The sequence below is a fragment of the Labedaea rhizosphaerae genome (assembly GCF_004362825.1).
Classification (GTDB): Bacteria; Actinomycetota; Actinomycetes; order Mycobacteriales; family Pseudonocardiaceae; genus Labedaea; species Labedaea rhizosphaerae.
In genome coordinates this window covers 908,272-929,713 of the sequence record NZ_SNXZ01000002.1, presented here as the reverse complement: position 1 = coordinate 929,713, position 21,442 = coordinate 908,272, and the positions used below count along the sequence as shown (strand labels likewise).

Below are 21,442 nucleotides of genomic sequence, written 5' to 3'. Positions count from 1 at the left end.
CGGTCATTTCACGAGTGCGTCGATGGCCTTCTTCAGGGCGCTGGGCTGGGAGGGCTTGCGGGGCGCCTTCTTGCGCGCCTCCAGCATGCGGGCGCCGATCTCCTGCAACTGCTTGCGCCCCAGCCCCTCCCGCACCTTGGGGAACCACTCCTTTTCCTCTTCGTCCATGTGGTGCGTGACGTTCTCGATCAGCACGGTGGTCTTCGCCTCGAAGCGCTCGTCGCTGGGCGTCATGGTGGCCAGTTCCATGCACAGCACGTCCGCGACGTGGTGCTCCTCATAGGACTCGAGGATGTCGTCGTCGAGGTCGGGCATGAGCTTGCGCACCTCGGGGTACATGACCTCGTTCTCGATGTAGGTGTGCACGGTGAGCAGTTCGAGGATCTGGTTGACCAGCTTGCCCCGCGCGGCCGGGGCCGTGGTGTCCTCGAACTTGCGGAACAGCTTGCGGATCTCCTTGTGCTCGTCCTTGAGCACGACGATGGCATCAGTCGACACGGGGCAGTCCTTTCGCCACGGTTGCTGACCAAGTGAATACCCAGGGTGTCGCCGATCGAACCCATGAGTAGCACGTGGGGCATTGGGTAACCGACGTGCATGAGCACACGATTCGGCGACTGGTTGCGATCGCTCTTCGGCACGGGCACGTCCGAGAAGGCGCCCGGGGAGCAGGACACCGAGCGTGACCCGAACGTCGCCCGCACCAGGAGCACCGGCGGCGACCCGGACCTCGACCGCGGCGACAGCGCCGGGACCACGGGGCCGGGCGAGAACGAGACCTTTGTGGGCCGCGTCGCGGGCAACGACGACGTCGGTGCCGCGGGGGAGACCGGCGCCGAGGCCCGCTCGCAGCGAGGCGCGAACGGGAAGCACTCGGCGTGACCCGCGCGCAGCCGACCAGCACCCCGAACCTGTCCGCCTACGCGCAGACTGCCCTCGAGGCCCCGCCGATACCCGCGGGCGTCCTCGACACCGTGCGGGCGATCGGGACGGTCGTGGGGCCGGCGCTGCTCACCGGTGTCATCAAGCGGCGGCCACGCATGATGTGGCTCGCCGAGAAGCTGCGCCTCGACCGGGCGGCCATCGCAACCATGCGCCACCTCCGGCGCCGCTACGACGGTCGGCCGGTCCTGTTGCGCACGCCGATCCGCCACGTCGAGGTGCCCACGGCCGGAGCGGACGTCGGCCGCGTGCTCGCCGGGACCCCGGACCCGTTCACGGCCGCGACGCTGGAGAAAAGGGCCGCGCTGCGCCACTTCCAGCCGCACGGCGTGCTCATCAGCAAGGGCGCCGAGCGCGAGGAACGGCGGGCCTTCAACGAGGCTGCGCTGGAGCCGGAACAGCCGATGCACGACCTTGCGCCGGGGTTCGTCACCGTGCTGAACGAGGAAGGCCGTCGCATGCTGGCGGAGGCCGACGCCACCGGCGAATTCGGCTGGGACTGCTACGCACGGCACTTCTGGGCGGCGATCCGGCGCATCGTGCTCGGCGATCACGCCCGCGACGACCACGAGCTCACCGACCTGCTCGGTTCGCTGCGCATGGACGCCAACTGGGCCTACCTGCACCGACGGCGCCGCGCCGCCCGCGCGGAGTTCCTGCGCCGGGTCGAAGGCTACGTGGACGAGGCGTGGCCGGGCAGCCTCGCCGCCATGGTCGCCGAGACGCCCGCGTCGCCCGGTGTCGACCGCGCGGGGCAGATCCCGCACTGGCTCTTCGCCTTCGACGCGGTCTCCATCGCCACGTTCCGCGCGCTCGCGTTGCTGGCCACGCACCCGGATCAGGAGGTGCCGGTTCGCTCGGAACTCGAGGGGCTCGACCTGACCCGCCCGCAGCAGTTGCCTTACCTGCGCTCGTGCGTGCTGGAGTCGGTGCGGCTGTGGCCCACCACCCCGGTCGTGTTGCGGGAGAACACCCGCGACGCCGACGGGAGCCCGCGTGGCACGACACAGTTCATCTACTCACCGTTCTTCCACCGCGACCGGGAAACGTCCTATGCGGACTCGTTCCGGCCCGGCATCTGGTTGGACGGCACCGCTTCGGACAACCCGGCGCTCGTCCCGTTCAGCGCCGGACCCGCGCAGTGCCCGGGGCGCGGCATCGTCCTGCTCGCGGCCAGCACGATGCTGGCGGTGTTGGTGGAGGAGCACGAGTTCCGCCTGGTCGACAAGGACCTGGTGAGCGCCGAGCGGCCGCTGCCCGCCTCGCTGGACAACTTCAGCCTGCGGTTCCGGGCCTGCGCAATGGCGTGAGCGCCGGAAGGGCGTGAGTAACCAGGGGCAGGAGCGGCGAAGGGACGCGGTGATCATGCGGAATCCGACGCTGGCGGCCACCGACGGCGGGTTGGGGGAGCCGGTGCCCGTGCTGCGCCTTTGCGGCCCGCTGGACGCGGAATCGGCCGCCGAGGTGGAAGAACGCGGCGCGAAGCTCATCGAGGCGGTCGAAGCCGACACCGGGATCGTCGTGGACCTCACCGCCGTCGAGTTGCTCACCGCCGCCGGGGCCCGGGCCGTCACCGGCTTGCTGAACGGCTTGACCGCACGGGAATTGCGCGCCGTGCTGGTCTGCCCGCCCGGACACCCCGCACGTATCGCGCTCGACTTCACGCTGGCGCCCTCCGCGTGGCCGGTGCACGACTCGGTCGACGGCGCCGTCGCCGCACTCCGGGCGTCGCTCACGGCTCACGAGGGATTCGGGACCTTTTTCGTCCCCCTCACCAAGGCCCTGCTTCGTGCCGCGACCGTGGACGAGGCGCTGAACCGCGTCGTGGCCGCGACGGTGGCCGCCGTCGCGCCGGCGGACGTCGCGTCGATCACCCTGCGCGATGCGGACGGAAGCCTGCGCACCGCGGCGGCGAGCGACGACGCGGCCACCGAGCTGGACGAACTGCAGTACGCGCTCGGCGAGGGCCCGTGCCACGACGTCGCGATGGCCGGTTCCCCGGAGTTCGTCGAGTGCGCCGACCTCGGCGCGGGGTGTGCGTGGCCGCACTGGTCGCCGGAAGCGGTCCGGCGCGGCTGGCACGGCGCCCTGGCGAGCGCGCTGGTGGCACCCGCCGAGGCGCCCGACCCGGCCGGCGCGCTGAACGTGTTCTCCCATGTCCCCGGAGACCTCGTCGACGCCGACCCCGGCATCGTGCGGTTGCTGGCCAACCACGCGTCGTTCGCCATCGCGGAGGCCGATGTCCTGCGCCGCAGCGCACTCGAGCAGGCCGGCCTGCACGCGGCCCTGGATTCGCGCGACGTCATCGGCCAGGCGAAGGGCATCATCATGGCTCGCAGGCGTTGCGGCGCCGCCGAAGCGCTCGACCTGCTGCACAAGATGTCGCGGAACCTGAACGTGGGACTGGCCGCCCTGGCCACGACGCTGGTCGCGCGCCGCGGCGATCTCGGCCCGGCCGACGGAGAGCCTGACCGCTAGCCGAGCTTGCGCAACCGCTCGCGCGCCCGCTGCGCCGATGCCGCGTGGCGGTGCATGTCTCGCCACGGGTCGGCCTTCTGCGCCAGCCTGCGGCGTGCGGTGTGGACGGTCCAACCCGCCGGTTCGGCGTTGCCGAGCTCGGACCACTCGATGGGGATCGCGACCGGGGCGCTCGGTCGGGCACGCAACGAGTACGGCGTGACGAACGTCTGCCCGTACCCGTTGCGGTTGGCGTCGAGGAACAGGCGATCGCCGCGCTTTTCCTTGCGCAGCACGGTGGTCAGCCGATCCGGGTGCTGTGCGGCGAGGTGGTCGGCGGCCTCGTGGGCGAACTCGCGGACCTCGTCGACCCCGGTGTCGCCGTCCAGCGGCGCGACCACGTGGTAGCCGCGACCGCCGGTCGTCTGCACGAACGGCGTCAGCCCCACCGCCTCGTAGAGGTCGCGCACCTGCCGGGCCGTGGCGCGCAACTCCTTGAGCGCCATGCCATCCGGCGGATCGAGGTCGATGACCACCAGGTCGGGGTGCTCGGGTGCGGCGACCGTCGCCGCCCAGACGTGCAGTTCCAGCGCCGCCTGGTTGGCCAGGTACGCGAGCGTCTCCCGGCTGTCGCACACGATGTAGTGGCCCTTGCCGCCACTGCGCTGGGGCACCTCGGCCACCCGGATCCAGTCGGGCAGGTGGTCGGGAGCTTGCTTCTGGAACCAGCCCTCGCCGCCGATGCCGTCGGGGTAGCGGCGCAGCGTCAGTGGGCGGTCGCGCAGGTGGGGCAGCATCGCCTCGGCTACCGCCGCGTAGTGCGTGGCCACGTCGCCCTTGGTCACGTCGTCATCGGGGTAGAGGACCTTGTCGGGTTTGCTGATCTCGAAGTCTTCGACCTTCATGCGCTCTCCCGCACCACTTCGGCGGCCGATTTGTCCACCCGCAGGCCGGTGAACCGCGGGTGGCGGAGCCTGCCGTCCCTGGTCCACTCCGTGAACCCGACCTCGACGACGAGTTCGGGCCGCACCCAGTGGGCGCCGGGTTCCTTCACGGGGTCGGTGAACGGCGACGTGTCCTGCTCCAGTTTGTCCATGGTGGACCGCAGTTCGGCCAGCACGCTTTCGTTGTAGCCCGTGCCGACCTTGCCCGCGTACCGAAGGTCGGTGCCTTCGTAGTAGCCGACGAGCAACGCGCCGAACCCGGACCGCGCACCCTTCGGGTCGGTGAACCCGCCGACCACGAACTCCTGGTCGCGCACGCACTTGAACTTGAGCCAGTCCGCGGACCGGCCGCGGTGGTAGGGCGCGTCGGCCCGTTTGGCGATCAAGCCCTCCCAGCCGTGGGCGCAGGCTTCGCGGTAATAGGCCTCGCCGTCGGCCATGCGGTGCTGCGAATACCGCAGCGGGTCGACGAAGTGGAAGGCATCGCGCAGGAGTTGCTTGCGTTCGCGCAGCGGCCGGTCCGCCACGTCCTCGCCGTCGAGGTGCAGCACGTCGAAGAGGTAGTAGTAGACCTTCACCTGCGACGCCTTGACGCGCTCGGGGTCGACCAGGTGGATCCGGGGCTGCAGCGCGGCGAAGCTGGTCTGCGGGCCGTGGAAGGCGACGATCTCACCGTCGACGACGAAGCGCTTCGGACCGTGTTCGGCGAGCGCCGCCACGAGTTCGGGGTAGGACGCGTTCATGGACTTCTGGTTGCGCGACCACAGCGTCAGGTCCTTGCGGTCGCGGCCGGCGATCGCCCGCACGCCGTCGAGCTTGCGCTCGTAGAGCCAGTCCGGGTCGGAGAACCGGTCGTCGGTGAGCACCGCGAGCATCGGCTCGCGCCAGCCGGGCGCGCTCACGCCAGGTCCTCGTTGGTGCGCCCGGTGAGCACGGACTCCGGCTGGGTGCGTGCGGGCTTGCGCCGCCGGTCCGCGCCGTCGTCGTCCTTCTTGATCAGCAGCCAGTTCTTCCCGTCGGTGTGCACCAGCGAGAACGCGCCGGTCAGCTTCTCGCCGTGCAACTCGACCCGCAGGTGTCCCGCGTCCAGGGCGTCGACGGCGGGCTCGTCGGTCAGCGAGTCGAACTCGCCGGTGTCCCAGACGACCACCGTGCCCGCGCCGTACTGGCCCTCGGGAATCCGTCCCTCGAAGTCGGCGTACTCGATCGGGTGATCCTCGGTGCGCACGGCCAGGCGCCGCTCGGCCGGGTTCAGCGACGGGCCCTTCGGCACCGACCACGACACCAGCACGCCGTCGATCTCCAGCCGGAAGTCGAAGTGCAGGCTGGACGCATCGTGGCGCTGCACGGTGAATCGGGGGCGTGAAGGGAACCTGGGGCGCGAGCGCTTGCCTCGGCGCCGGCCACCGGATCCCGCCGGTTCCGGCGTCGCGTCGCCCCGCTTGGCCCGGTACTCCGCGAGCCGGTCCTGCTTGGTCACGCCGGGGACTACCCGCCGTGCGACGTCGACAAACGCCGTCAGGGCGGCGTGCGGGCCACTCGATCGGCGTGAGGAGGTGTCGTCGCCCTCGCGGTGGGTAGCCCTCGCCCGAGGGAAAGGAGTCGCTGACGATGAACACCGAGACGCTGCGTCCGCTGCTCGAGGACGCCGGGCCGTTCGCCTCGGTCTGGTTGGACGTGTCCCAGGACACCGAGAACGGGGCCGCCGCCCTCGAGGCCCGGCGGCGCGACCTGCGCGCCCGGCTCGCCGAACTCGGCGCGGACGACGACCTGGTGCGGGCCGTGGACGAGGCGGTCAGCGCGGGCGGACCCGCCGTCGGCCGGGCCGGCCGCGCGCTCGTGGCCACCACGCGGCACGTGGTCGCCACCCCGACCGCCGAACCGCCGGCCGGCCTGCAGGCCCGCGTGTCCGACCTGCCGTACCTGCTGCCCGTCCTGCGGCGGAGCACGCCGCTGGTGCCGCACGTGCTCGTCGTCGTCGACCGGACCGGGGCCGACCTCAAGGCCGTCGACCGGGCGGGCGAGGTCCACGAGCCGGAACCGGTGGCCGGCGCGGACGAGCCGCTGCACAAGGTCCGGGCGGGCGGCTGGTCGCACTACTCGATCCAGCACCGGATCGAGGAGCAGGTCCACCGGACCATGAAGATCGTCGCGGACGCGGTCGGCCAGCTCGCGGAGCGGGTCGGCGCCCGGGTGGTGCTCGTGGCCGGTGAGGTGCAGGCCCGGACGGGGCTGGCCGCCGCGTTGCCGCGCCACCTCGCCGACCAGGTCGTCCAGCTCGAGTCGGGTGGGCGCGCGGCGGGCACGGAACCCGGCGCCGTGGAAGACGAGGCGCACGCGGTGCTGGAGCGGGTCGCGGCGCAGGACTACGACGCCCAGCTCGACCGGTTCCGCGTCGAGGGCGACGGCCTTGCCGTGCAAGGGATGGCCGCGGCGGTCGAGGCGCTGCGCGAGGCGAACGCCGAACTGGTGTTCCTCGCCGACAGCCTGCCCGCCGACCGTCCGATGTGGACCGGTGACACGCCGAACCTGCTGGCGCTGGACAAGAAGGACCTCATGGGGCTCGCCGGCGAGCACAGCGAACACCGCGCGGACGAGGTCGTGCCGTCGGCCGCCGTCGCCATCGGCGCCCAGCTGGTGCCGGTCGCGGACGAGATCACCCTGCGCGACGGCATCGGCGTGCTGCGCAGGCACACCTGAGACCAAACGGGAAAGGACAAGGAACACGATGACCACCGCCACCAACCCCAGGGTGCTGATCACCGGCGCGTCGTCCGGCATCGGCCGTGAGCTCGCGGAGATCTTCGCCCGCAACGGCTACCGGGTCCTGCTCGCCGCCGACGACGACCTGCTCGACAAGGCGGTCGACGAGCTGCGCGCGACCGGCGCGGCCGTCGACGGGCACCGGCTCGACCTCGCCGTCCCCGACGAGGTCGACCGCCTCGCCGCCTGGACGCAGGACGTCGCGGGCGGGGTGGACGCCTTGGTGCTCAACGCGGGCACCGGCGTCAACGGGGCTTTCGCCGGCTCGGCGACCGGGCTGCACGAGCAGCTCAAGGTCGTCGACGTGAATGTTCGGTCGGTGGTGCACCTGGCCAAGCTGCTGGTGCCCGGCATGGTCGGCGCCGGTCACGGCCGGGTGCTGATCACGTCGTCGATCGCGGGCGTGTCGCCCGGGCCGTACAACTCGGTCTACAACGCCAGCAAGGCGTTCCTGTCGTCGTTCGCCCAGGCGCTGCGCGACGAGCTGCGCGGCAGCGGCGTGTCGGTGACCACGTTGATGCCCGGCCCGACGGACACGCTGTTCTTCGACCGCGCCAAGATGCACGACACCAAGCTCGGCCAGAGCTCCAAGGACGACGCCAAGACCGTTGCCGAGCAAGGCTTCTCGGCGATGATGAAGGGCACCGACCACGTCGTCGCCGGCTCGTTCTTCAACAAGGTCCAGTCCGTCGCCGGGCACCTGCTGCCGGACCCGTTGCTCGCCGCCGTGCACCGCCGCATGACCATGCCCGGCAGCGGGCGCCGCTGACCACCCGAGGAGAAGCCATGAAAGCCGTTACCTGGCAAGGAAAACGTGACGTGCGGGTCGAGAACGTGCCCGACCCGACGCTCAAGGACCCGGACGACGCCATCATCCGCATCACCTCCAGCGGGCTCTGCGGCTCGGACCTGCACCTGTACGAGGTGCTCGGCCCGTTCCTCGACCCCGGCGACATCCTCGGCCACGAGCCGATGGGCATCGTCGAGGAGGTCGGGGCCGGTGCGTCGAAGCTGAAGGTCGGCGACCGGGTGGTCATCCCGTTCAACGTCTCCTGCGGCACCTGCTACATGTGCGGGCAGGGCCTGCACTCGCAGTGCGAGACGACCCAGGTGCGTGAACAGGGCACCGGCGCCTCGCTCTTCGGCTACACCAAGCTCTACGGCCAGGTGCCCGGCGGTCAGGCCGAGTACCTGCGGGTGCCCTTCGCCGACCAACTGCCGATCGTCGTGCCGGAAGGGCCGCCGGACGACCGGTTCGTGTTCCTCTCCGACGTGCTGCCCACCGCGTGGCAGGCGGTCGCGTACGCCGACGTGCCCAAGGGCGGCAGCCTCGTCGTGCTCGGGCTTGGCCCGATCGGGGACATGGCGACGCGGATCGCGCAGCACCAGGGCGTCGAGAAGGTCATCGGCATCGACCTGGTGCCCGAGCGGCTGGCCCGGGCCCGTGCCCACGGCGTGCAGGCGTTCGACCTGGAAGAACTCGGCGACGACGTGACGCAGGTCGTCCGCGACCACACCCAGGGCCGCGGCCCGGACTCGGTGATCGACGCCGTCGGCATGGAAGCGCACGGCAGCGCCGTCACCAAGGTGGCGCAGCAGGTCGTCGGCTTCCTGCCCGACAGCATCGCGGCGTCCTTCATGCGCAAGGCGGGCGTCGACCGGCTGAACGCGTTGATGCTCGCCATCGACATGGTCCGCCGTGGCGGGACGATCTCGCTGTCCGGTGTGTACGGCGGGATGGCCGACCCGATGCCGATGCTGACCATGTTCGACAAGCAGATCCAGCTGCGCATGGGGCAGGCCAACGTGCACCGCTGGGTGCCGGACATCCTGCCGCTGCTCACCGACGGCGACCCGCTGGGCACCGAGACGTTCGCGACCCACCACATGCCGCTGACCGAGGCACCGGCGGCGTACGAGATGTTCCAGCACAAGCGCGACGGTGCCGTGAAGATCCTCTTCCGGCCCTAAGCGCCGTCCTGGCCAAGGGAATTCAGCACGCCGCGAAGCGGTGGCGCCAGGCCGCCGAGGCCCAGCGTCACCGCCAACGCGTGCGGGGCAAGCCCTTCGGCGCGCCGCTCGAGTTCGTCGAGCTGTTCGTGGTTGCGGCCCACGATGACGGCGAGCCGATCGCCGCAGCCGCCGGGCTCGGTGGCCAGTTCGACGGCCTCGGCGATGCTGTCCAGCAGGTCGGCCAAGCCCGCCGCGGAATCCCGATCCGGCGTCGTCGCCGCGCCCGCGCCGGTGGCGACGTGCCGCAGTGACTGGGTGATCGTGCGCACGTGCGGCCACGCCGCGACGAGGCGCCGGGCGTCGTCCTGGGGCGCGACTGCCCGGTAACGCGGCCGGGCCTTGCGCAGGTTGAGCCGCCGGCTCTCGGCGGCCAGTTCGGAGGCCTCGCCGACCTGCTCGACTAGGCTGCGCATGTCCTCGGCGTAGCGCACCCAGTCCGACGCCCGGTCGGCGACTGTGTCCTCCCGCAGGCTCTTGGCCATCTCGTGCAGCAGCCCGGCCATCTCCTCGCCCAGGCGCGCGGTCGCGGCCACCGCACGGTCGCGGTAGACCGGCGGGAAGAGCACGGCGTTGAGCACGGTGCCGACGACCACGCCGAGCAGCGTCTCGACGAGGCGGCCGAGCAGCAGCGGGCCGCTCGCCGCGTTCACCGACAACACGAGCACCGCGGTGGAGACGATCCAGATCCCGTCCGGCCCGAACCAGTGCCACCGGGCGACCAGCAGGCCCACCAGGACCGCCAGCGGCAACGCCACCGGCATCGGGAGCAGCTGGTTGGCCAGCCACGCCAGCACCACGCCGAGCACCACGGTCACCAGTTGGCGGGTCGCCGTGCGCAACGACCGGTACACCGTGGCCTCGACGGCGAACAGGGACGCGTACGGCGCGAGGAAGGGCTGCGGCAGGTGCAGCAGCCACACCGCCGCGACCCACGACAGCGCGGCGGCGAGCCCGGCCTTCAGCGCCTGGGTGAGCGCGTGCCGTTCGGTGCCGGGCACGCGGACGGCTCGGCTGAGCCAGCGCGCCGGCGCGAACACCGTTCTCGCCATTCCATGCCGGTCGAGCAACCTCCACAGAGGACAGAACAATGCGCGAGCCGGCGCACCGGCTCGCGCATCGGGGTGAGCGTTATTCGGACAGGGCGGTGACCAGGTCGCCGACCTTGGGGTCCTTCAGGGCACGGGCGACGTCCGCCTGGGCGACGATGCCCACCAGGTCGTGGCCGTCGATCACCGGCAGGCGCCGGACCTTGTGGTCGCTCATCGTGCGCATGATCTCCTCGGCGGAGTCGTCGGCGCCGATGGTGACCGCCTCGCCCTGGGCCAGCTCACCGGCGTGCACCGAGCGGGGGTCCTTGCCCTCGGCCACCACCTTCACCACGATGTCGCGGTCGGTCAGCATGCCCTGCAGGCGGTTGTCCTCACCGCAGATGGGCAGCGAGCCCACGGACAGCTGCGCCATCCGGTCGGCCGCGTCTCGCACCGTCTCGCTGCTGCGGACGCAGGTCACGTCCGGGGTCATGATGTCGCGTGCGGTCTTCATCTCTGTTTCCTCCTTACGCCATCAGGAAGCGGGGTAGTTGTTCGCCCTGAGCCACGCGGCCAGGTGCGCCGCGTTCGCCGCCGCGGTGGAATTCGTGGCGGCGACCGCCTTGGGGGTCTCGTCCAGGTCGTTGTAGTCGCCCGGCGTCATCGCCTCGCCGTTCCAGTAGGTCGCGCCCTGCGCCGGAATGGTGAAGCCGATGTCGTTGAGGGCCTGGAACAGGTCCGCGATGATCTTGTGCGCGCCGTCCTCGTTGCCGACCACCGCCACGAGCGCGACCTTGCCGAACATGGCCGGGCGGCCCTCGTCGTCCGTTTGGGACAGTTCGGCGTCCAGGCGTTCCACCACGCGCTGGGCGACGCTCGACATGTGGCCGACCCAGGTGGGCGTGGCGACGATCAGGATGTCCGCGGCCACGATCTTCTCGCGGATGCCGGGCCACGCGTCGCCGTCGCCCATGTCGGTCTCGACGCCGGGGCGCACGTCGTGGTCGACGACGCGGATCACCTCGCCCGTCACGGAGTGCGTGGCCAGCTCGTCCAGCAACTGCTGGGCCAACAGCTGGCTGCTCGACGGGGCCGGCGATGGCTTCAGGCTGCAGACCAGGGCGAGCGCACGCATCGGATTCCCTTCGCGTTCCGGTTCTCCCGGATGGCTACCCACCGCTCGCACGGGCAAACTGATCGTCGTGCGAGTGCTGACTTACAACGTGCTGGCCGAGCAGTACGCCGACGGGGGCGCGCGCTATGAGCGGATCGCCGAGGGGCTGCGGGAACTCGACGCCGACGTCATCGCCCTGCAGGAGGTGCCGATCGAGCGGGTGGCGGACCTGGTGGGGGAGGGCTACGCCCTGGCGCCGCACCCGAACACCGACGACGACGGCATCGGGGCCTGCCTGGCGTCCCGATTCCCCGTGCGGGCGGTGCACGTCGTCGACCTGCACGTGACCGAGCGCAGCAGGGGTTTTCCGTGGGCGGGAGCGGTGGTCGCGGAGCTGGACACGCCGCTCGGGCCGGTCGTGGTGGTGAACCACAAACCCAACTGGGCCTTCGGCCTCGAACGTGAGCGGGAACTGCAAGCCGTTGCCACGGTGCGGTTCCTCGAGCGCTACCCCGACTCGACCCCGCTGGTCCTGCTCGGCGACCTCGACGCGACGCCGGACGCGGCGAGCATCCGGTTCCTCACCGGCAAGCAGTCGCTCGACGGCGTCAGCACGTGCTTCCAGGACGCGTGGGCCGCGGTCCACGACTCGGCGGACGGGTTCACCTTCACCCCAGAGAACCCGTTGGTGCACAACGGAGACATGCCGCTGGACCCGGGTCGGCGGATCGACTACGTGATGGTCCGGTCCGGCTCGCACGGTCCGGGGCTGGAGGTCGCGGCCTGCGACCGGGCGTTCGACCGCCCGCGCCGGGGCCGGTGGTGCAGCGATCACTTCGCGGTGGTCGCCGACCTCCGGCGCCCGGCGCGGGCGCCCGGATCAACGCAGTGGCTGCGCGAGTTCAGGCCCGCTTGATCTCGCGCTTGATCTCCCGGCGCTGCTGGGCCGGGGTCTGCGGCGTGGCCGCGGCGGTCGTCGAAGCCGCGGGCGTGACCGGGGTGCCGGGCGTGGCCGGCGTGACCGGGGTCGTCGGGGTGACCGGGGCCGGCGGGTTTTCTCGCCGCGCCTCGATGCGCTCCATGGTCAGCTCCTCGGTGTCCAGGCGGTCACGCATCCGGTTGAGGATGGTGATCGTCAGGCCGTGTGCCGCCGCCAGGATCAGCAGCAGCACGCCGAGGCGCAGCACCACGGTCTGCAACTGGCCGCCCGCGTCGATGTCGATCACCGACACCAGGGCCAGCACGCCCAGCACGACCAGGTGGAAGAGCACGGACACCAGCCGGGCCATCGAGGTGGCCGAGCCGCGCTCGGTGTAGCGGTTGGCCAGGTACCGCACCGCGCTGCGGTAGATCAGGTGACCATCGATCGCGACCAGCACGATGCCGATGATCAGGAAAGCCACATAGCTGCCGTTGTCCACGGCGCTCACCTGCCTCCAGGGTCGACGGTAGGCGACAGGGGTGGAGTACCCACAACGTGGCGGTCGGTAACCGTCACGTCTCCATCGAGTGGGCCGCCGTGTCCGCCTTCGAGTCCGCAGGCAGCGTCTTGGCCCGCCGGTACCGCATGGGCAGCGCCAGCCAGAGCACGGCGAACGCAGCCGCGGCGACCGCGCCCAGGATGATCGCCAGCGTCATGTTCGCCACGACCGCCGTCAGCACGATGATGGTGCCGGTCATCGCGACGGCGAGGCACGCCAGCCCCCAGGACGCCAGCACGTCGGCGGCGGCCACCAGCACCGGCCGGCGCCGCTGGCGGAACAACATCCGGTGCCACGCGGCGGGCGCGGTGAGCAGGGCCACGGCGGCGGCCGCGAACATCACGGTGACCAGGTGGATCACCCGGATGTGCGTACCGACGCCCGAATAGGTGTTGGTGAACGCGATCGACAGCAGGAAGCCGAACAGGATCTGCACGCCTGCCTGGCCGACCCGGATCTCCTGCAGGAGCTCCGCGAAGTTCCGGTCGAGCCTGGGCTTTTCGTCGTCACCGCCGGTCTGCTCGGACACGCGGTCACTCACGCCCGCGGACAATGGTCGGCTCCAACCCGTCTTCCTCCTCGGGAAGCGGCCCCGGCCAGCCCGCGCCCCGGCCGCCGATGCCGCCCATGCCTTCGTCGGACACCCTCGGCGCCGGCGGCGCGATGCCCGGGCACTCCATCCGGATCCAGGTCCGTTGCGACTTCTGCGGCGTATTTCCTTGTGCGAGCGTCATCATGCCTCCCAGCACACAAGCCTATGACTGGTGACTACCCACAAAAGGGTTGTCGCACACCACGTTTGGGTACATGCCGGTGGTGACGCAGCGAAACGAGATCACCACACGGGTGCCCGCCCGGCTGGATCGGCTGCCCTGGTCGCGATTCCACTGGCGGGTGTTGTTCGGGCTCGGGACCGTCTGGTTGCTCGACGGCCTCGAGGTGACGCTGATCGGCTCGATCGCGTCGCGGCTGACCGAACCGGGGTCGGGGCTGCACGCCACCGATTCCGACATCGGCATCGCGGCCGCCTGCTACGTCTTCGGCGCCTGCGTCGGCGCGCTGGTGTTCGGTCAGCTCACCGACCGGTTCGGCCGCAAGAAGCTGTTCATCATCACGCTCGCGGTCTACCTCGTGGCGACGGTGTTGTGCGCGTTCGCCTTCGCCCCTTGGTACTTCTTCCTGACCCGGTTCCTCACCGGGACCGGGATCGGCGGCGAGTACGCGGCGATCAACTCCGCGATCGACGAGCTGATCCCGGCGCGGGTGCGCGGCCGGGTCGACCTCGTGATCAACAGCACGTACTGGGGAGGTGCGGCCGCCGGCGCCGCGCTCTCCCTGTTGCTGCTCAACACTTCGGTGTTCTCGGCGGACGTCGGCTGGCGCATCGCGTTCGGCCTCGGCGCCGTGCTCGGCCTGGTGATCCTCGTGGTGCGCAGGCACGTGCCGGAGAGCCCGCGGTGGCTGTTCATCCACGGCCGGGAACGCGAAGCCGAGCGTGTGGTCGGCGAGATCGAGCGGGACGTGCGCGACCGGACCGGGGCGGAGCTACCCGAGCCGGATTCGGAGATGACCGTGCGGCAGCGCAAGACCATCCCGTTCCGGGAGATCGCGGCGACCGCGTTCCGGACGTACCCGCGACGCACGATCCTGGGGCTCGCCCTCTTCGTGGGGCAGGCGTTCATCTACAACGGGATCACGTTCAACCTTGGCACGCTGTATTCGAACTACTACGGCGTCGCTTCCGGGATCGCGCCGCTGTTCCTCGTGTTCTACGGGCTGGGCAACATGCTCGGCCCGCTGACCTTGAGCAAGCTCTTCGACACCGTGGGCCGGCGCCCGATGATCACCGGAACCTACCTGGGCTCGGCGATCCTCACGATCCCGTTGACGCTGGTGTTCCTCGGCCAGACGGGGTCGCCGGTGTGGTTCACCGTGCTGCTCCTCGCCACGTTCTTCCTCGCCTCGGCCGGGTCGTCCGCCGCGTACCTCACGGTCAGCGAGATCTTCCCGATGGAGACCCGCGCGCTGGCCATCGCGTTCTTCTACGCGGTCGGGACCGGGCTCGGCGGCATCGTGGGACCGTTGCTGTTCGGCGCGTTCATCGACTCCGGCAGCCGCGGTCTGGTCGCGGTCGGGTTCTACGTCGCGGCCGCGGTGATGGCGCTCGCCGGGGTCGTCGAATTGATCTTCGGGGTGAAGGCGGAGGGTAAGTCGCTGGAGGACCTGGCCGCCCCGCTCTCGGCGCAGCCGGCGAAGGTGTCCGCTTGATCACCCGACGCGGTGTGGTGGCCCCACCTCACCGCGTCCGGGTGATCAGTGCTGGTTAGGATCACCACTCGCGGTCGAACACACGAGCCGCCACCTACTTGCGTTATCCACCCGCGGGCAGGTCCGCTCGTGTGCGTGGGCCTGTCTCGCATGGCCGAGAGGGTCGTGACGAATGGCGTACGGCTCCGCTGATGTCTGGACCGCCGACCGGTTGTTCGCCGGATCCGATGACACTGCGGCGGCGTTGCGGGCGGCGGACTGGGCGGCGACCCCGTTGGGACCGGTGGAAACCTGGCCGGTCGAGCTGCGCGCCGCCGTGCGGACCGTGCTGCCCTCGCGCCGGCCGATGTTGCTGTGGTGGGGTCCGCGGCTGGTCCAGATCTTCAACCACGCCTACACGCCCGTGCTCGGCGACAAGTACCCGGCGGCCATCGGCCAGCCCGGGGCCGAGTGCTGGGCCGAGGTGTGGGACCAGCTCGGCCCGCTCGCCGACCACGTGCTGCGCGGCGAAGGTGCCATCCACCTCGAGGACCACCAGCTGATGCTGCGCAGGCACGGCTACCTCGAGGAGACCTACTGGACGTTCTCCTACAGCCCGGTCACCGACGAGGCGGGCCGGGTGGTGGGCATCTTCGTGTCCACGACCGACGTCACCACGCGGGTGCTGGGCGACCGGCGCCTGGGGACGCTGCGGCGGCTCAGCACCGTCTCGGTTACCGAGGCGGACTCGGTTGCCGACGCGTGCCGCTCGGCTGTCGCCCGCCTGGCCGAGAGCCGCGCCGACCTGCCGTTCGTGGCGGCCTACCTCTGGAGGGACGCGGACCGCCTCGATCTCGCCGCGTCGTTCGGCACCGAGCAGACCATCCCGGCGGGGGAGGGCAGCGTGGTCCGGCGCGTCGCCGAGACGAGTGCGGCCGAGCGGATGGACTCGGGCGTGGGCGACTCGCTGGTGCTGCCACTCGTGGTGACCGAGCAACCGCGCCCGATCGGCGCGCTGGTGGCCGGCATCTCGCCCTACCGGGCGTTCGACGACGCCTACGCCGCGTTCCTGCACCTGGTGGCCGGGCAGGTGTCCGCGGCCCTGGCCGACGCCCGCGTCTACGAGTCGCAACGGCGCCGGCTCGCCGAACTGTCCGAATTGGACGCGGCGAAGACCCGGTTCTTCGAGAACGTCAGCCACGAGTTCCGCACCCCGCTGACCTTGCTGCTGGCCCCGATCCAGGACCTGCTCGACCACGACGGGCACCTGACCGAGGACCAGCGCGGCGCCATCGCCGCCGCCTACCGCGCCGCCCTGCGCCTGCGAAGACTGGTCGACGGGCTGCTCGACGTCGCCAGCGCCGAGGCGCACCAGCTGCACGTCCAGCCGGAGCCGACGGACCCGGTGGCGCTCACCAAGGAGTGCGCGTCGATGTTCCGGTCCGCGGCCGAGGCGGCGGGGCTCAAGCTGCTGCTCGAACTCGACGACGACGCCCGCGAGCCCGTCGCCCTCGACCAGGACATGTGGACCAAGATCGTGCTGAACCTGCTGTCCAACGCGGTCAAGTACACCCCGGCGGGCACGATCACCGTGCGGCTCGACGCGGCCGACGGCGAGCTGCGGCTCACCGTCGCCGACACCGGCGTCGGCATCGCCGCCGAGGAACAGCCCCGGGTGTTCGACCGCTTCCACCGGGTGGCCGGGTCCGGGGGCCGCAGCAGCGAGGGCGTGGGCATCGGCCTTTCGCTGGTGTCCCTCCTCGCCCGCGCGCTCGGCGGCTCGGTGTCGCTGCACAGCACGCCCGGCCAGGGGAGCACCTTCACCGTCACCGTGCCGCGCAAGCCCAGCGACTCGTCGGTGGCCAAGGAGTTCGACGTCGCCGAGCTGGGCGCGCCGTACCTGACCGAGGCGCAGCGGTGGCAGGCCGAGAACGCCCGGACCATCCCGGGTGGCGACCCCGGCGACGGCCGGATCCTGCTGGTCGAGGACAACGCGGACATGCGTGGTTACCTCAGCAGGCTGCTGCACGAGCAGGGCTGGACCGTCGATGCCGTCTCCGACGCCGCCGCCGCGCTTGCGCACGCGGAGGCGAACCCGCCGGACCTGATCCTCAGCGACATCATGCTGCCCGGCACGGACGGGCTCGAGTTGTTGCGCACCGTGCGGCAGGACCAGCGCCTGGTCCGGGTCCCGGTGGTGCTGCTGACCGCACGTGCGGGTGCGACGTCGGCGACCGACGGGTTGCGCCTGGGCGCCGACGACTACGTGGTGAAGCCGTTCGACCCGGCCGAGCTCGTCGCACGGGTGCGAGTCCACCTGGAGCTCTCGCGGTTGCGGGAGTCGCTCATCGCCAGCAGCGACGACCAGGCGCGCACCCTGCGCCGTGCGCTGGACACCCGGAGCACGATCAGCCAGGCCGTCGGGTTGCTGATGGCGTTGCACCGCTGTGACGCCGAGACGGCGTTCAACAAGCTCGCCGAGCTGTCCAAGAACGGCAACGTCAAGGTGCGGGTGCTGGCCGAACGGATGGTCGCCGAGTTCACCGAAAGCCTCACCATTCAGTGAAGTTCGGTGCAGTGACATCTACCGTGCAGTGAGGTCCTCGGGCTGGTCGGCCATTTCCCGGCCGTAGCGGTGCAACACGCGCTCGCGCAGTTCGCGGTTGGTGCGCGGAACCGGCTGGATGAACACCTCGTGGACGTCGGCGAATTCCTTGCGCAGCTCGACGTCGATGCGGGCGAAGGCCTCCTCGAGCTGGCCCGCCCGGTAGTCGTCGACCACGTCGACCCGGGCGCACACCAGCACCTGGTCGGTGCCGGTCAGCATGGTCATCAAGTCGACGACGTCGTCGATCTCCGGCTGCTCCTCGAGCCACAGCTCGATCGAGCGCAGCGTGCGTGAGTCGGCCTGCCGCCCGATCAGCAGCGTCTTGGTCGACTGCGCCAGCAGGAACGCCACGACGGTGAGCAGCCCGCCGATGGCCAGCGACGCGACGCCGTCCCACACGGCCGAACCGGTGAGCTGGTGCAAGGCCACCCCGGCCGCGGCCAGGCCGATGCCGATCACCGCGGTGAGGTCTTCCGCGAACACCGCCCGTGGCGCCGGGTCGTCGGTGCCCGCGAGCCGGCGCGGCACGGACTCGTCGTGCTCGGCCGCGTCGCGGCGCACCTGGCGCACGGCCTGCACCAACGAGGTGCCCTCCATGACCAGCGCGAGCCCGAGCACGAGGTAGTTGACCCAGAGCAACGAGCTCTCCTCGCTGCCCTCCGTGATGGTCCGAATGCCCTCGTACACCGAGAAGATGGCGCCCGAAACGAGCACGCCACAAGCGGCAAGGAGCGCCCAGAAATAGCGCTCCTTGCCGTAACCGAACGGATGCCGCCGGTCAGCGGGTTTCGCCGACCGGCGGACTGCCGTCAACAACATCAATTGTGTCGAAACGTCACCGACCGAGTGGGCCGCTTCGGAGAGCAATGCGCCGGACCCGGTCAGCAGGCCGGCCCCCAGCTTCAGCAGGCCGACCCCGGCGTTGGCAGCGAGCGCGAGCACGACCGTGAACGCACTCTGGTCGTGCTCGCGCCCCCTACCCACCTAAAGCCTCCTTGCGCGGGCTACCACCGGTACCAGCGGGACCGGGCACCGCCCTCGGCCACGCCACGGAACAGGAAGCCGAGCAGCCAGACGACCAGGACGATGCCGGCGATGATCCACAGCCAGTGCAACGCGAAACCGGCACCGCCCAGAATTAAGGCGAGCAACAGCACCAGGGCGATGACAAGCATTACATCCACTCCTCGGTTCGAAATGGGTTCCGTGTCTTGGCTTTCAGATACCCGTGGTTCGGAGCGGTGAAACGACGATTGTCGAACCTGGGCCCTGGGTAGGCCATCTGCCGTGCCCGAACCCAGCGGAAGGAGCAACGCCGTGACTGATCGTCAGCGGAACACGCCGTTCCGGCACGAACTCGCCCAGCAGTTGCGGGTGGACTCGGTGCGTTGCAGCGCGAAGGCGGGCTCCGGTCACCCGACCTCGTCGATGTCGGCCGCGGACCTGATGGCCGTCTTGCTGGACGGTCACCTGCGGCTGGACTACGCGGAGCCCGAGAACCCGCGCAACGACCACCTGATCTTCTCCAAGGGGCACGCCTCGCCGCTGTACTACTCGATGCTCAAGGCGGTCGGCGCGATCACCGACGACGAACTGTTGAGCTTCCGCCGCTTCGGCAGCCGGCTCGAAGGCCACCCGACGCCGCGGATCCCACCGACCGACGTGGCGACCGGATCGCTCGGGCAGGGCATGCCGATCGGCGTCGGCCTCGCCCTCGCCGGCCGCGACCTGGACCAGCTGCCGTACCGGATCTGGGTGCTGTGCGGGGATTCCGAGCTGGCCGAAGGGTCCATTTGGGAGGGATTCGAGCACGCGGCGTACGCGGGCCTGGACAACCTGACGGTCATCGTCGACGTGAACCGCCTCGGGCAGACCCGCGAGACGATGGTGGGCTGGGACCTCGACCGCTACGCCGCCATGGCGACGGCGTTCGGGTGGCACGCGATCACGCTGGACGGCCACGACCTCGACGCGATCGACGCGGCCCTGAGCGAGGCCACCGCCACCAAGGGGAAGCCGACAGTCCTCTTTGCCCGGACGATGAAGGGTCGCGGGGTCGCGGCCGTGGAGAACCAGCCGGGCAAGCACGGCAAGCCGCTCACCGATCCCGACCAGGCCATCGCCGAACTCGGCGGCGAGCGCGACCTGACCGTCGAGGTGGCGCGCCCGGCCAGCGACGCGCAGCCGCACGAGTTCGCCACGAGCGGCGGCGAGCTGCCCACCTGGGCGGTGGGGGAGAGCGTCGCCACCCGCGAGGCCTACGGCGAGGCGCTCGCCGCCCTCGGCGCCCAGCGCGGTGACGTCGTGGCCCTGGACGGCGAGGTGTCGAACTCCACGCACAGCGACCTGTTCGCCAAGGCGCACCCCGAGCGCTACTTCGAGATGTTCATCGCCGAACAGCAGATGATCGCCGCCGCCGTCGGGATGCAGGTGCGTGGCTGGACGGCGTTCGCGTCCACCTTCGCCGCGTTCCTGTCCCGCGCCTACGACTTCGTGCGGATGGCCGCCATCTCCCGGGCGAACCTGCGGCTCTGCGGTTCGCACGCGGGCGTGTCGATCGGCGAGGACGGCCCGTCGCAGATGGCGTTGGAGGACATGGCATCGCTGCGTGCGGTGCACGGCAGCACGGTGTTGCACCCGTCGGACGCCAACCAGACCGCCCAGCTGGTCGCCGCGATGGCCGACCGCCCCGGGATCTCCTACCTGCGCACGCTGCGCGGCAAGACCGAGGTGCGCACGCCACCGGATGAGCCGGTGCACATCGGCGGCAGCCGGACCGTGCGCCAGGCGGCTGCCGACCGTGCGACCGTGTTCGCCTGCGGGGTCACCGTGGACGAGGCCGTCGCCGCGGCGGCGAAGCTCGCCGAGGAAGGCATCGCGGTGCGCGTCGTGGACTGCTACTCGGTCAAGCCGATCGACGCCGTGGCCATCCGGCGCGCGGCCATGGACACCGAGGTGCTGCTGACCGTCGAGGACCACTGGCCCGAAGGCGGGCTCGGCGACGCGGTCGCCGAGGTCGTGTCGCCGATCACCGGTGGGCCGCCGTTGATCCGCCTGGCCGTGCGGGAAATGCCGACCTCCGGCACCCCGGCGGAGCTGATGGCCGCCGCGGGCATCGACGCCGACGCGATCGCCGACGCCGTGCGCCGCGGGCTCGGCTCCTGACTCACGCCGGGTAGGGCGCCGCCCGGCGGGCCGAGCGCAGGGCGGCCGCCCACCAGGCCAACTGGTCGAGCAGTTGCTTGGCGTACCCGGGCGCCTCGCCGTCGACGGGCCGGCCGTCCTGCCACGCCGTGAAGTAGTTCGGGAAGGCGAGCCGGTCGCGGATGGCCACGGCGTGCAGTTCGCTGAGCACGTTCTCCAGGTGCAGCACCGCGTGCCGGCCACCGGAGGCGCCGCCGTAGCTGACGAACGCGACCGGTTTGGCCGTCCACTGCGTGAAGTGCCAGTCGATGGCCGCTTTCAGCGAGGCCGGGTAGCTGTGGTTGTACTCGGGGGTCACGATGACCACCGCGTCGGCCTTCGCCAGCGCCGAGGTCAGCGGCGCCAGCCCGGTCGGCCGCGGGTAGTCGTCGCCGGCGAACTTCGGCGACTCGGCGGGCAACGACAACGGGAGATCGAGGTCGGCCAGGTCGGCCACGGTCACGTCGAAGCCGCCGTGGGTGTGGGCCTGCTCGGCGAACCAGTGCCCCACAACGGGTCCGAACCGTCCTTCGCGGACGCTTGCGATGATGACCAGCAATTCGAGGTTCATGCCGACGACGGTGCCGCGCCGCCGCGAGCGCAACCAGACCCGGTCCAGGCTGGCCCTGGCAGGGCCACCCTCCGCCGGCGGCGCCGCCCTA

The 21,442-nt window shown here is 71.0% G+C and carries 23 protein-coding genes; 10 read left to right on the top strand and 13 right to left on the bottom strand.

The genetic code is table 11. The features are described from left to right. Positions 1-3: 3 nt before the first annotated feature. The gene (locus EV186_RS13515; RefSeq protein ID WP_133849566.1) at positions 4-498 is read right to left on the bottom strand and encodes a hemerythrin domain-containing protein; all 495 of its coding nucleotides are present in this window, start codon (positions 496-498) and stop codon (positions 4-6) included. A gap of 99 nt (positions 499-597) precedes the next feature. On the opposite strand from EV186_RS13515, the gene EV186_RS13510 reads away from it, so the two are divergent. From EV186_RS13510 to EV186_RS13500, 3 genes are read left to right on the top strand one after another with little or no spacing between them, the layout of a single operon-like run. Beyond that, positions 598-882, top strand: a complete 285-nt coding sequence (locus tag EV186_RS13510; RefSeq protein WP_243754015.1) for a hypothetical protein — start codon at positions 598-600, stop codon at positions 880-882. Further along, complete coding sequence (locus EV186_RS13505) at positions 879-2,252, top strand: cytochrome P450 (protein WP_243754014.1); 1,374 nt, start codon at positions 879-881, stop codon at positions 2,250-2,252. Before EV186_RS13510 ends, EV186_RS13505 begins: the two co-directional genes overlap by 4 nt. Positions 2,253-2,307: 55 nt before the next feature. Further along, positions 2,308-3,420, top strand: a complete 1,113-nt coding sequence (locus EV186_RS13500) for an ANTAR domain-containing protein (protein WP_133849565.1) — start codon at positions 2,308-2,310, stop codon at positions 3,418-3,420. Here the strand turns inward: EV186_RS13500 and ligD (EV186_RS13495) are convergent. Genes ligD (EV186_RS13495) through EV186_RS13485 form a run of 3 tightly spaced genes read right to left on the bottom strand, consistent with a single transcriptional unit; the run spans position 3,417 to position 5,823 of the window. Beyond that, positions 3,417-4,304 carry a non-homologous end-joining DNA ligase gene (gene ligD / locus EV186_RS13495; RefSeq protein ID WP_133849564.1) on the bottom strand — a complete coding sequence of 296 codons (888 nt, stop codon included), beginning with the start codon at positions 4,302-4,304 and terminating at the stop codon, positions 3,417-3,419. The two genes, EV186_RS13500 and ligD (EV186_RS13495), sit on opposite strands and share 4 nt — an antisense overlap. Next, on the bottom strand, positions 4,301-5,245 hold the full coding sequence (ligD, locus tag EV186_RS13490; protein WP_133849563.1) for a non-homologous end-joining DNA ligase: 945 nt from the start codon (positions 5,243-5,245) through the stop codon (positions 4,301-4,303). Before ligD (EV186_RS13490) ends, ligD (EV186_RS13495) begins: the two co-directional genes overlap by 4 nt. Further along, a complete protein-coding gene (locus tag EV186_RS13485; protein ID WP_133849562.1) occupies positions 5,242-5,823 on the bottom strand; it encodes a DNA polymerase ligase N-terminal domain-containing protein in 582 nt (193 codons plus the stop codon). Before EV186_RS13485 ends, ligD (EV186_RS13490) begins: the two co-directional genes overlap by 4 nt. Positions 5,824-5,954: 131 nt before the next feature. On the opposite strand from EV186_RS13485, the gene EV186_RS13480 reads away from it, so the two are divergent. Genes EV186_RS13480 through EV186_RS13470 form a run of 3 tightly spaced genes read left to right on the top strand, consistent with a single transcriptional unit; the run spans position 5,955 to position 9,077 of the window. Next, positions 5,955-7,043: a baeRF2 domain-containing protein gene (locus EV186_RS13480; RefSeq protein ID WP_133849561.1), complete on the top strand. Its 1,089-nt coding sequence runs from the start codon at positions 5,955-5,957 to the stop codon at positions 7,041-7,043. A 28-nt stretch (positions 7,044-7,071) separates the two neighbouring features. Beyond that, on the top strand, positions 7,072-7,875 hold the full coding sequence (locus tag EV186_RS13475; RefSeq protein ID WP_133849560.1) for an SDR family NAD(P)-dependent oxidoreductase: 804 nt from the start codon (positions 7,072-7,074) through the stop codon (positions 7,873-7,875). Between the two features lie 17 nt (positions 7,876-7,892). Beyond that, positions 7,893-9,077: a zinc-dependent alcohol dehydrogenase gene (locus EV186_RS13470; protein WP_133849559.1), complete on the top strand. Its 1,185-nt coding sequence runs from the start codon at positions 7,893-7,895 to the stop codon at positions 9,075-9,077. Here the strand turns inward: EV186_RS13470 and EV186_RS13465 are convergent. The 3 genes from EV186_RS13465 to EV186_RS13455 form a co-directional block, all read right to left on the bottom strand. After that, a complete protein-coding gene (locus tag EV186_RS13465) occupies positions 9,074-10,168 on the bottom strand; it encodes an FUSC family protein (RefSeq protein ID WP_133849558.1) in 1,095 nt (364 codons plus the stop codon). The genes EV186_RS13470 and EV186_RS13465 overlap by 4 nt on opposite strands. 79 nt (positions 10,169-10,247) lie before the next feature. Continuing rightward, positions 10,248-10,661 (bottom strand): CBS domain-containing protein, encoded by a 414-nt coding sequence (locus EV186_RS13460; RefSeq protein WP_133849557.1) that lies wholly within the window; start codon positions 10,659-10,661, stop codon positions 10,248-10,250. A gap of 21 nt (positions 10,662-10,682) precedes the next feature. Beyond that, on the bottom strand, positions 10,683-11,282 hold the full coding sequence (locus EV186_RS13455) for a flavodoxin family protein (RefSeq protein WP_133849556.1): 600 nt from the start codon (positions 11,280-11,282) through the stop codon (positions 10,683-10,685). Between the two features lie 67 nt (positions 11,283-11,349). Here EV186_RS13455 and EV186_RS13450 point away from each other — a divergent pair, with 67 nt between their 5' ends. Next, a complete protein-coding gene (locus EV186_RS13450; protein WP_166659162.1) occupies positions 11,350-12,177 on the top strand; it encodes an endonuclease/exonuclease/phosphatase family protein in 828 nt (275 codons plus the stop codon). On the opposite strand, the gene EV186_RS13445 is transcribed toward EV186_RS13450, so the two are convergent. From EV186_RS13445 to EV186_RS13435, 3 genes are all read right to left on the bottom strand, one after another. After that, entirely contained in the window at positions 12,164-12,691 is a 528-nt protein-coding gene (locus EV186_RS13445) for a hypothetical protein (protein WP_133849554.1), read from the bottom strand. The two genes, EV186_RS13450 and EV186_RS13445, sit on opposite strands and share 14 nt — an antisense overlap. Positions 12,692-12,755: 64 nt before the next feature. Continuing rightward, positions 12,756-13,283, bottom strand: coding sequence for a DUF6328 family protein (locus EV186_RS13440; protein ID WP_243754013.1), 528 nt, complete (start codon positions 13,281-13,283; stop codon positions 12,756-12,758). Beyond that, entirely contained in the window at positions 13,276-13,479 is a 204-nt protein-coding gene (locus EV186_RS13435; RefSeq protein WP_133849553.1) for a hypothetical protein, read from the bottom strand. The genes EV186_RS13440 and EV186_RS13435 overlap by 8 nt, the downstream gene beginning before the upstream one ends. Positions 13,480-13,549: 70 nt before the next feature. Here EV186_RS13435 and EV186_RS13430 point away from each other — a divergent pair, with 70 nt between their 5' ends. Next, positions 13,550-15,010 (top strand): MFS transporter, encoded by a 1,461-nt coding sequence (locus EV186_RS13430; protein ID WP_133849552.1) that lies wholly within the window; start codon positions 13,550-13,552, stop codon positions 15,008-15,010. A gap of 172 nt (positions 15,011-15,182) precedes the next feature. Next, entirely contained in the window at positions 15,183-17,555 is a 2,373-nt protein-coding gene (locus EV186_RS13425) for an ATP-binding protein (protein WP_133849551.1), read from the top strand. Between the two features lie 18 nt (positions 17,556-17,573). Here the strand turns inward: EV186_RS13425 and EV186_RS13420 are convergent, their stop codons facing one another. Together EV186_RS13420 and EV186_RS13415 are read right to left on the bottom strand one after the other, a co-directional pair. Next, on the bottom strand, positions 17,574-18,581 hold the full coding sequence (locus tag EV186_RS13420) for a cation diffusion facilitator family transporter (protein ID WP_133849550.1): 1,008 nt from the start codon (positions 18,579-18,581) through the stop codon (positions 17,574-17,576). Positions 18,582-18,601: 20 nt separating this feature from the next. Further along, complete coding sequence (locus EV186_RS13415) at positions 18,602-18,772, bottom strand: hydrophobic protein (protein ID WP_133849549.1); 171 nt, start codon at positions 18,770-18,772, stop codon at positions 18,602-18,604. 142 nt (positions 18,773-18,914) lie between these two features. Between EV186_RS13415 and EV186_RS13410 the strand changes: the two genes are divergently transcribed. Then, positions 18,915-20,762: a transketolase gene (locus EV186_RS13410; RefSeq protein ID WP_133849548.1), complete on the top strand. Its 1,848-nt coding sequence runs from the start codon at positions 18,915-18,917 to the stop codon at positions 20,760-20,762. Between the two features lies 1 nt (position 20,763). On the opposite strand, the gene EV186_RS13405 is transcribed toward EV186_RS13410, so the two are convergent. Next, positions 20,764-21,351: an NADPH-dependent FMN reductase gene (locus tag EV186_RS13405; protein ID WP_133849547.1), complete on the bottom strand. Its 588-nt coding sequence runs from the start codon at positions 21,349-21,351 to the stop codon at positions 20,764-20,766. Positions 21,352-21,442 lie beyond the last annotated feature (91 nt).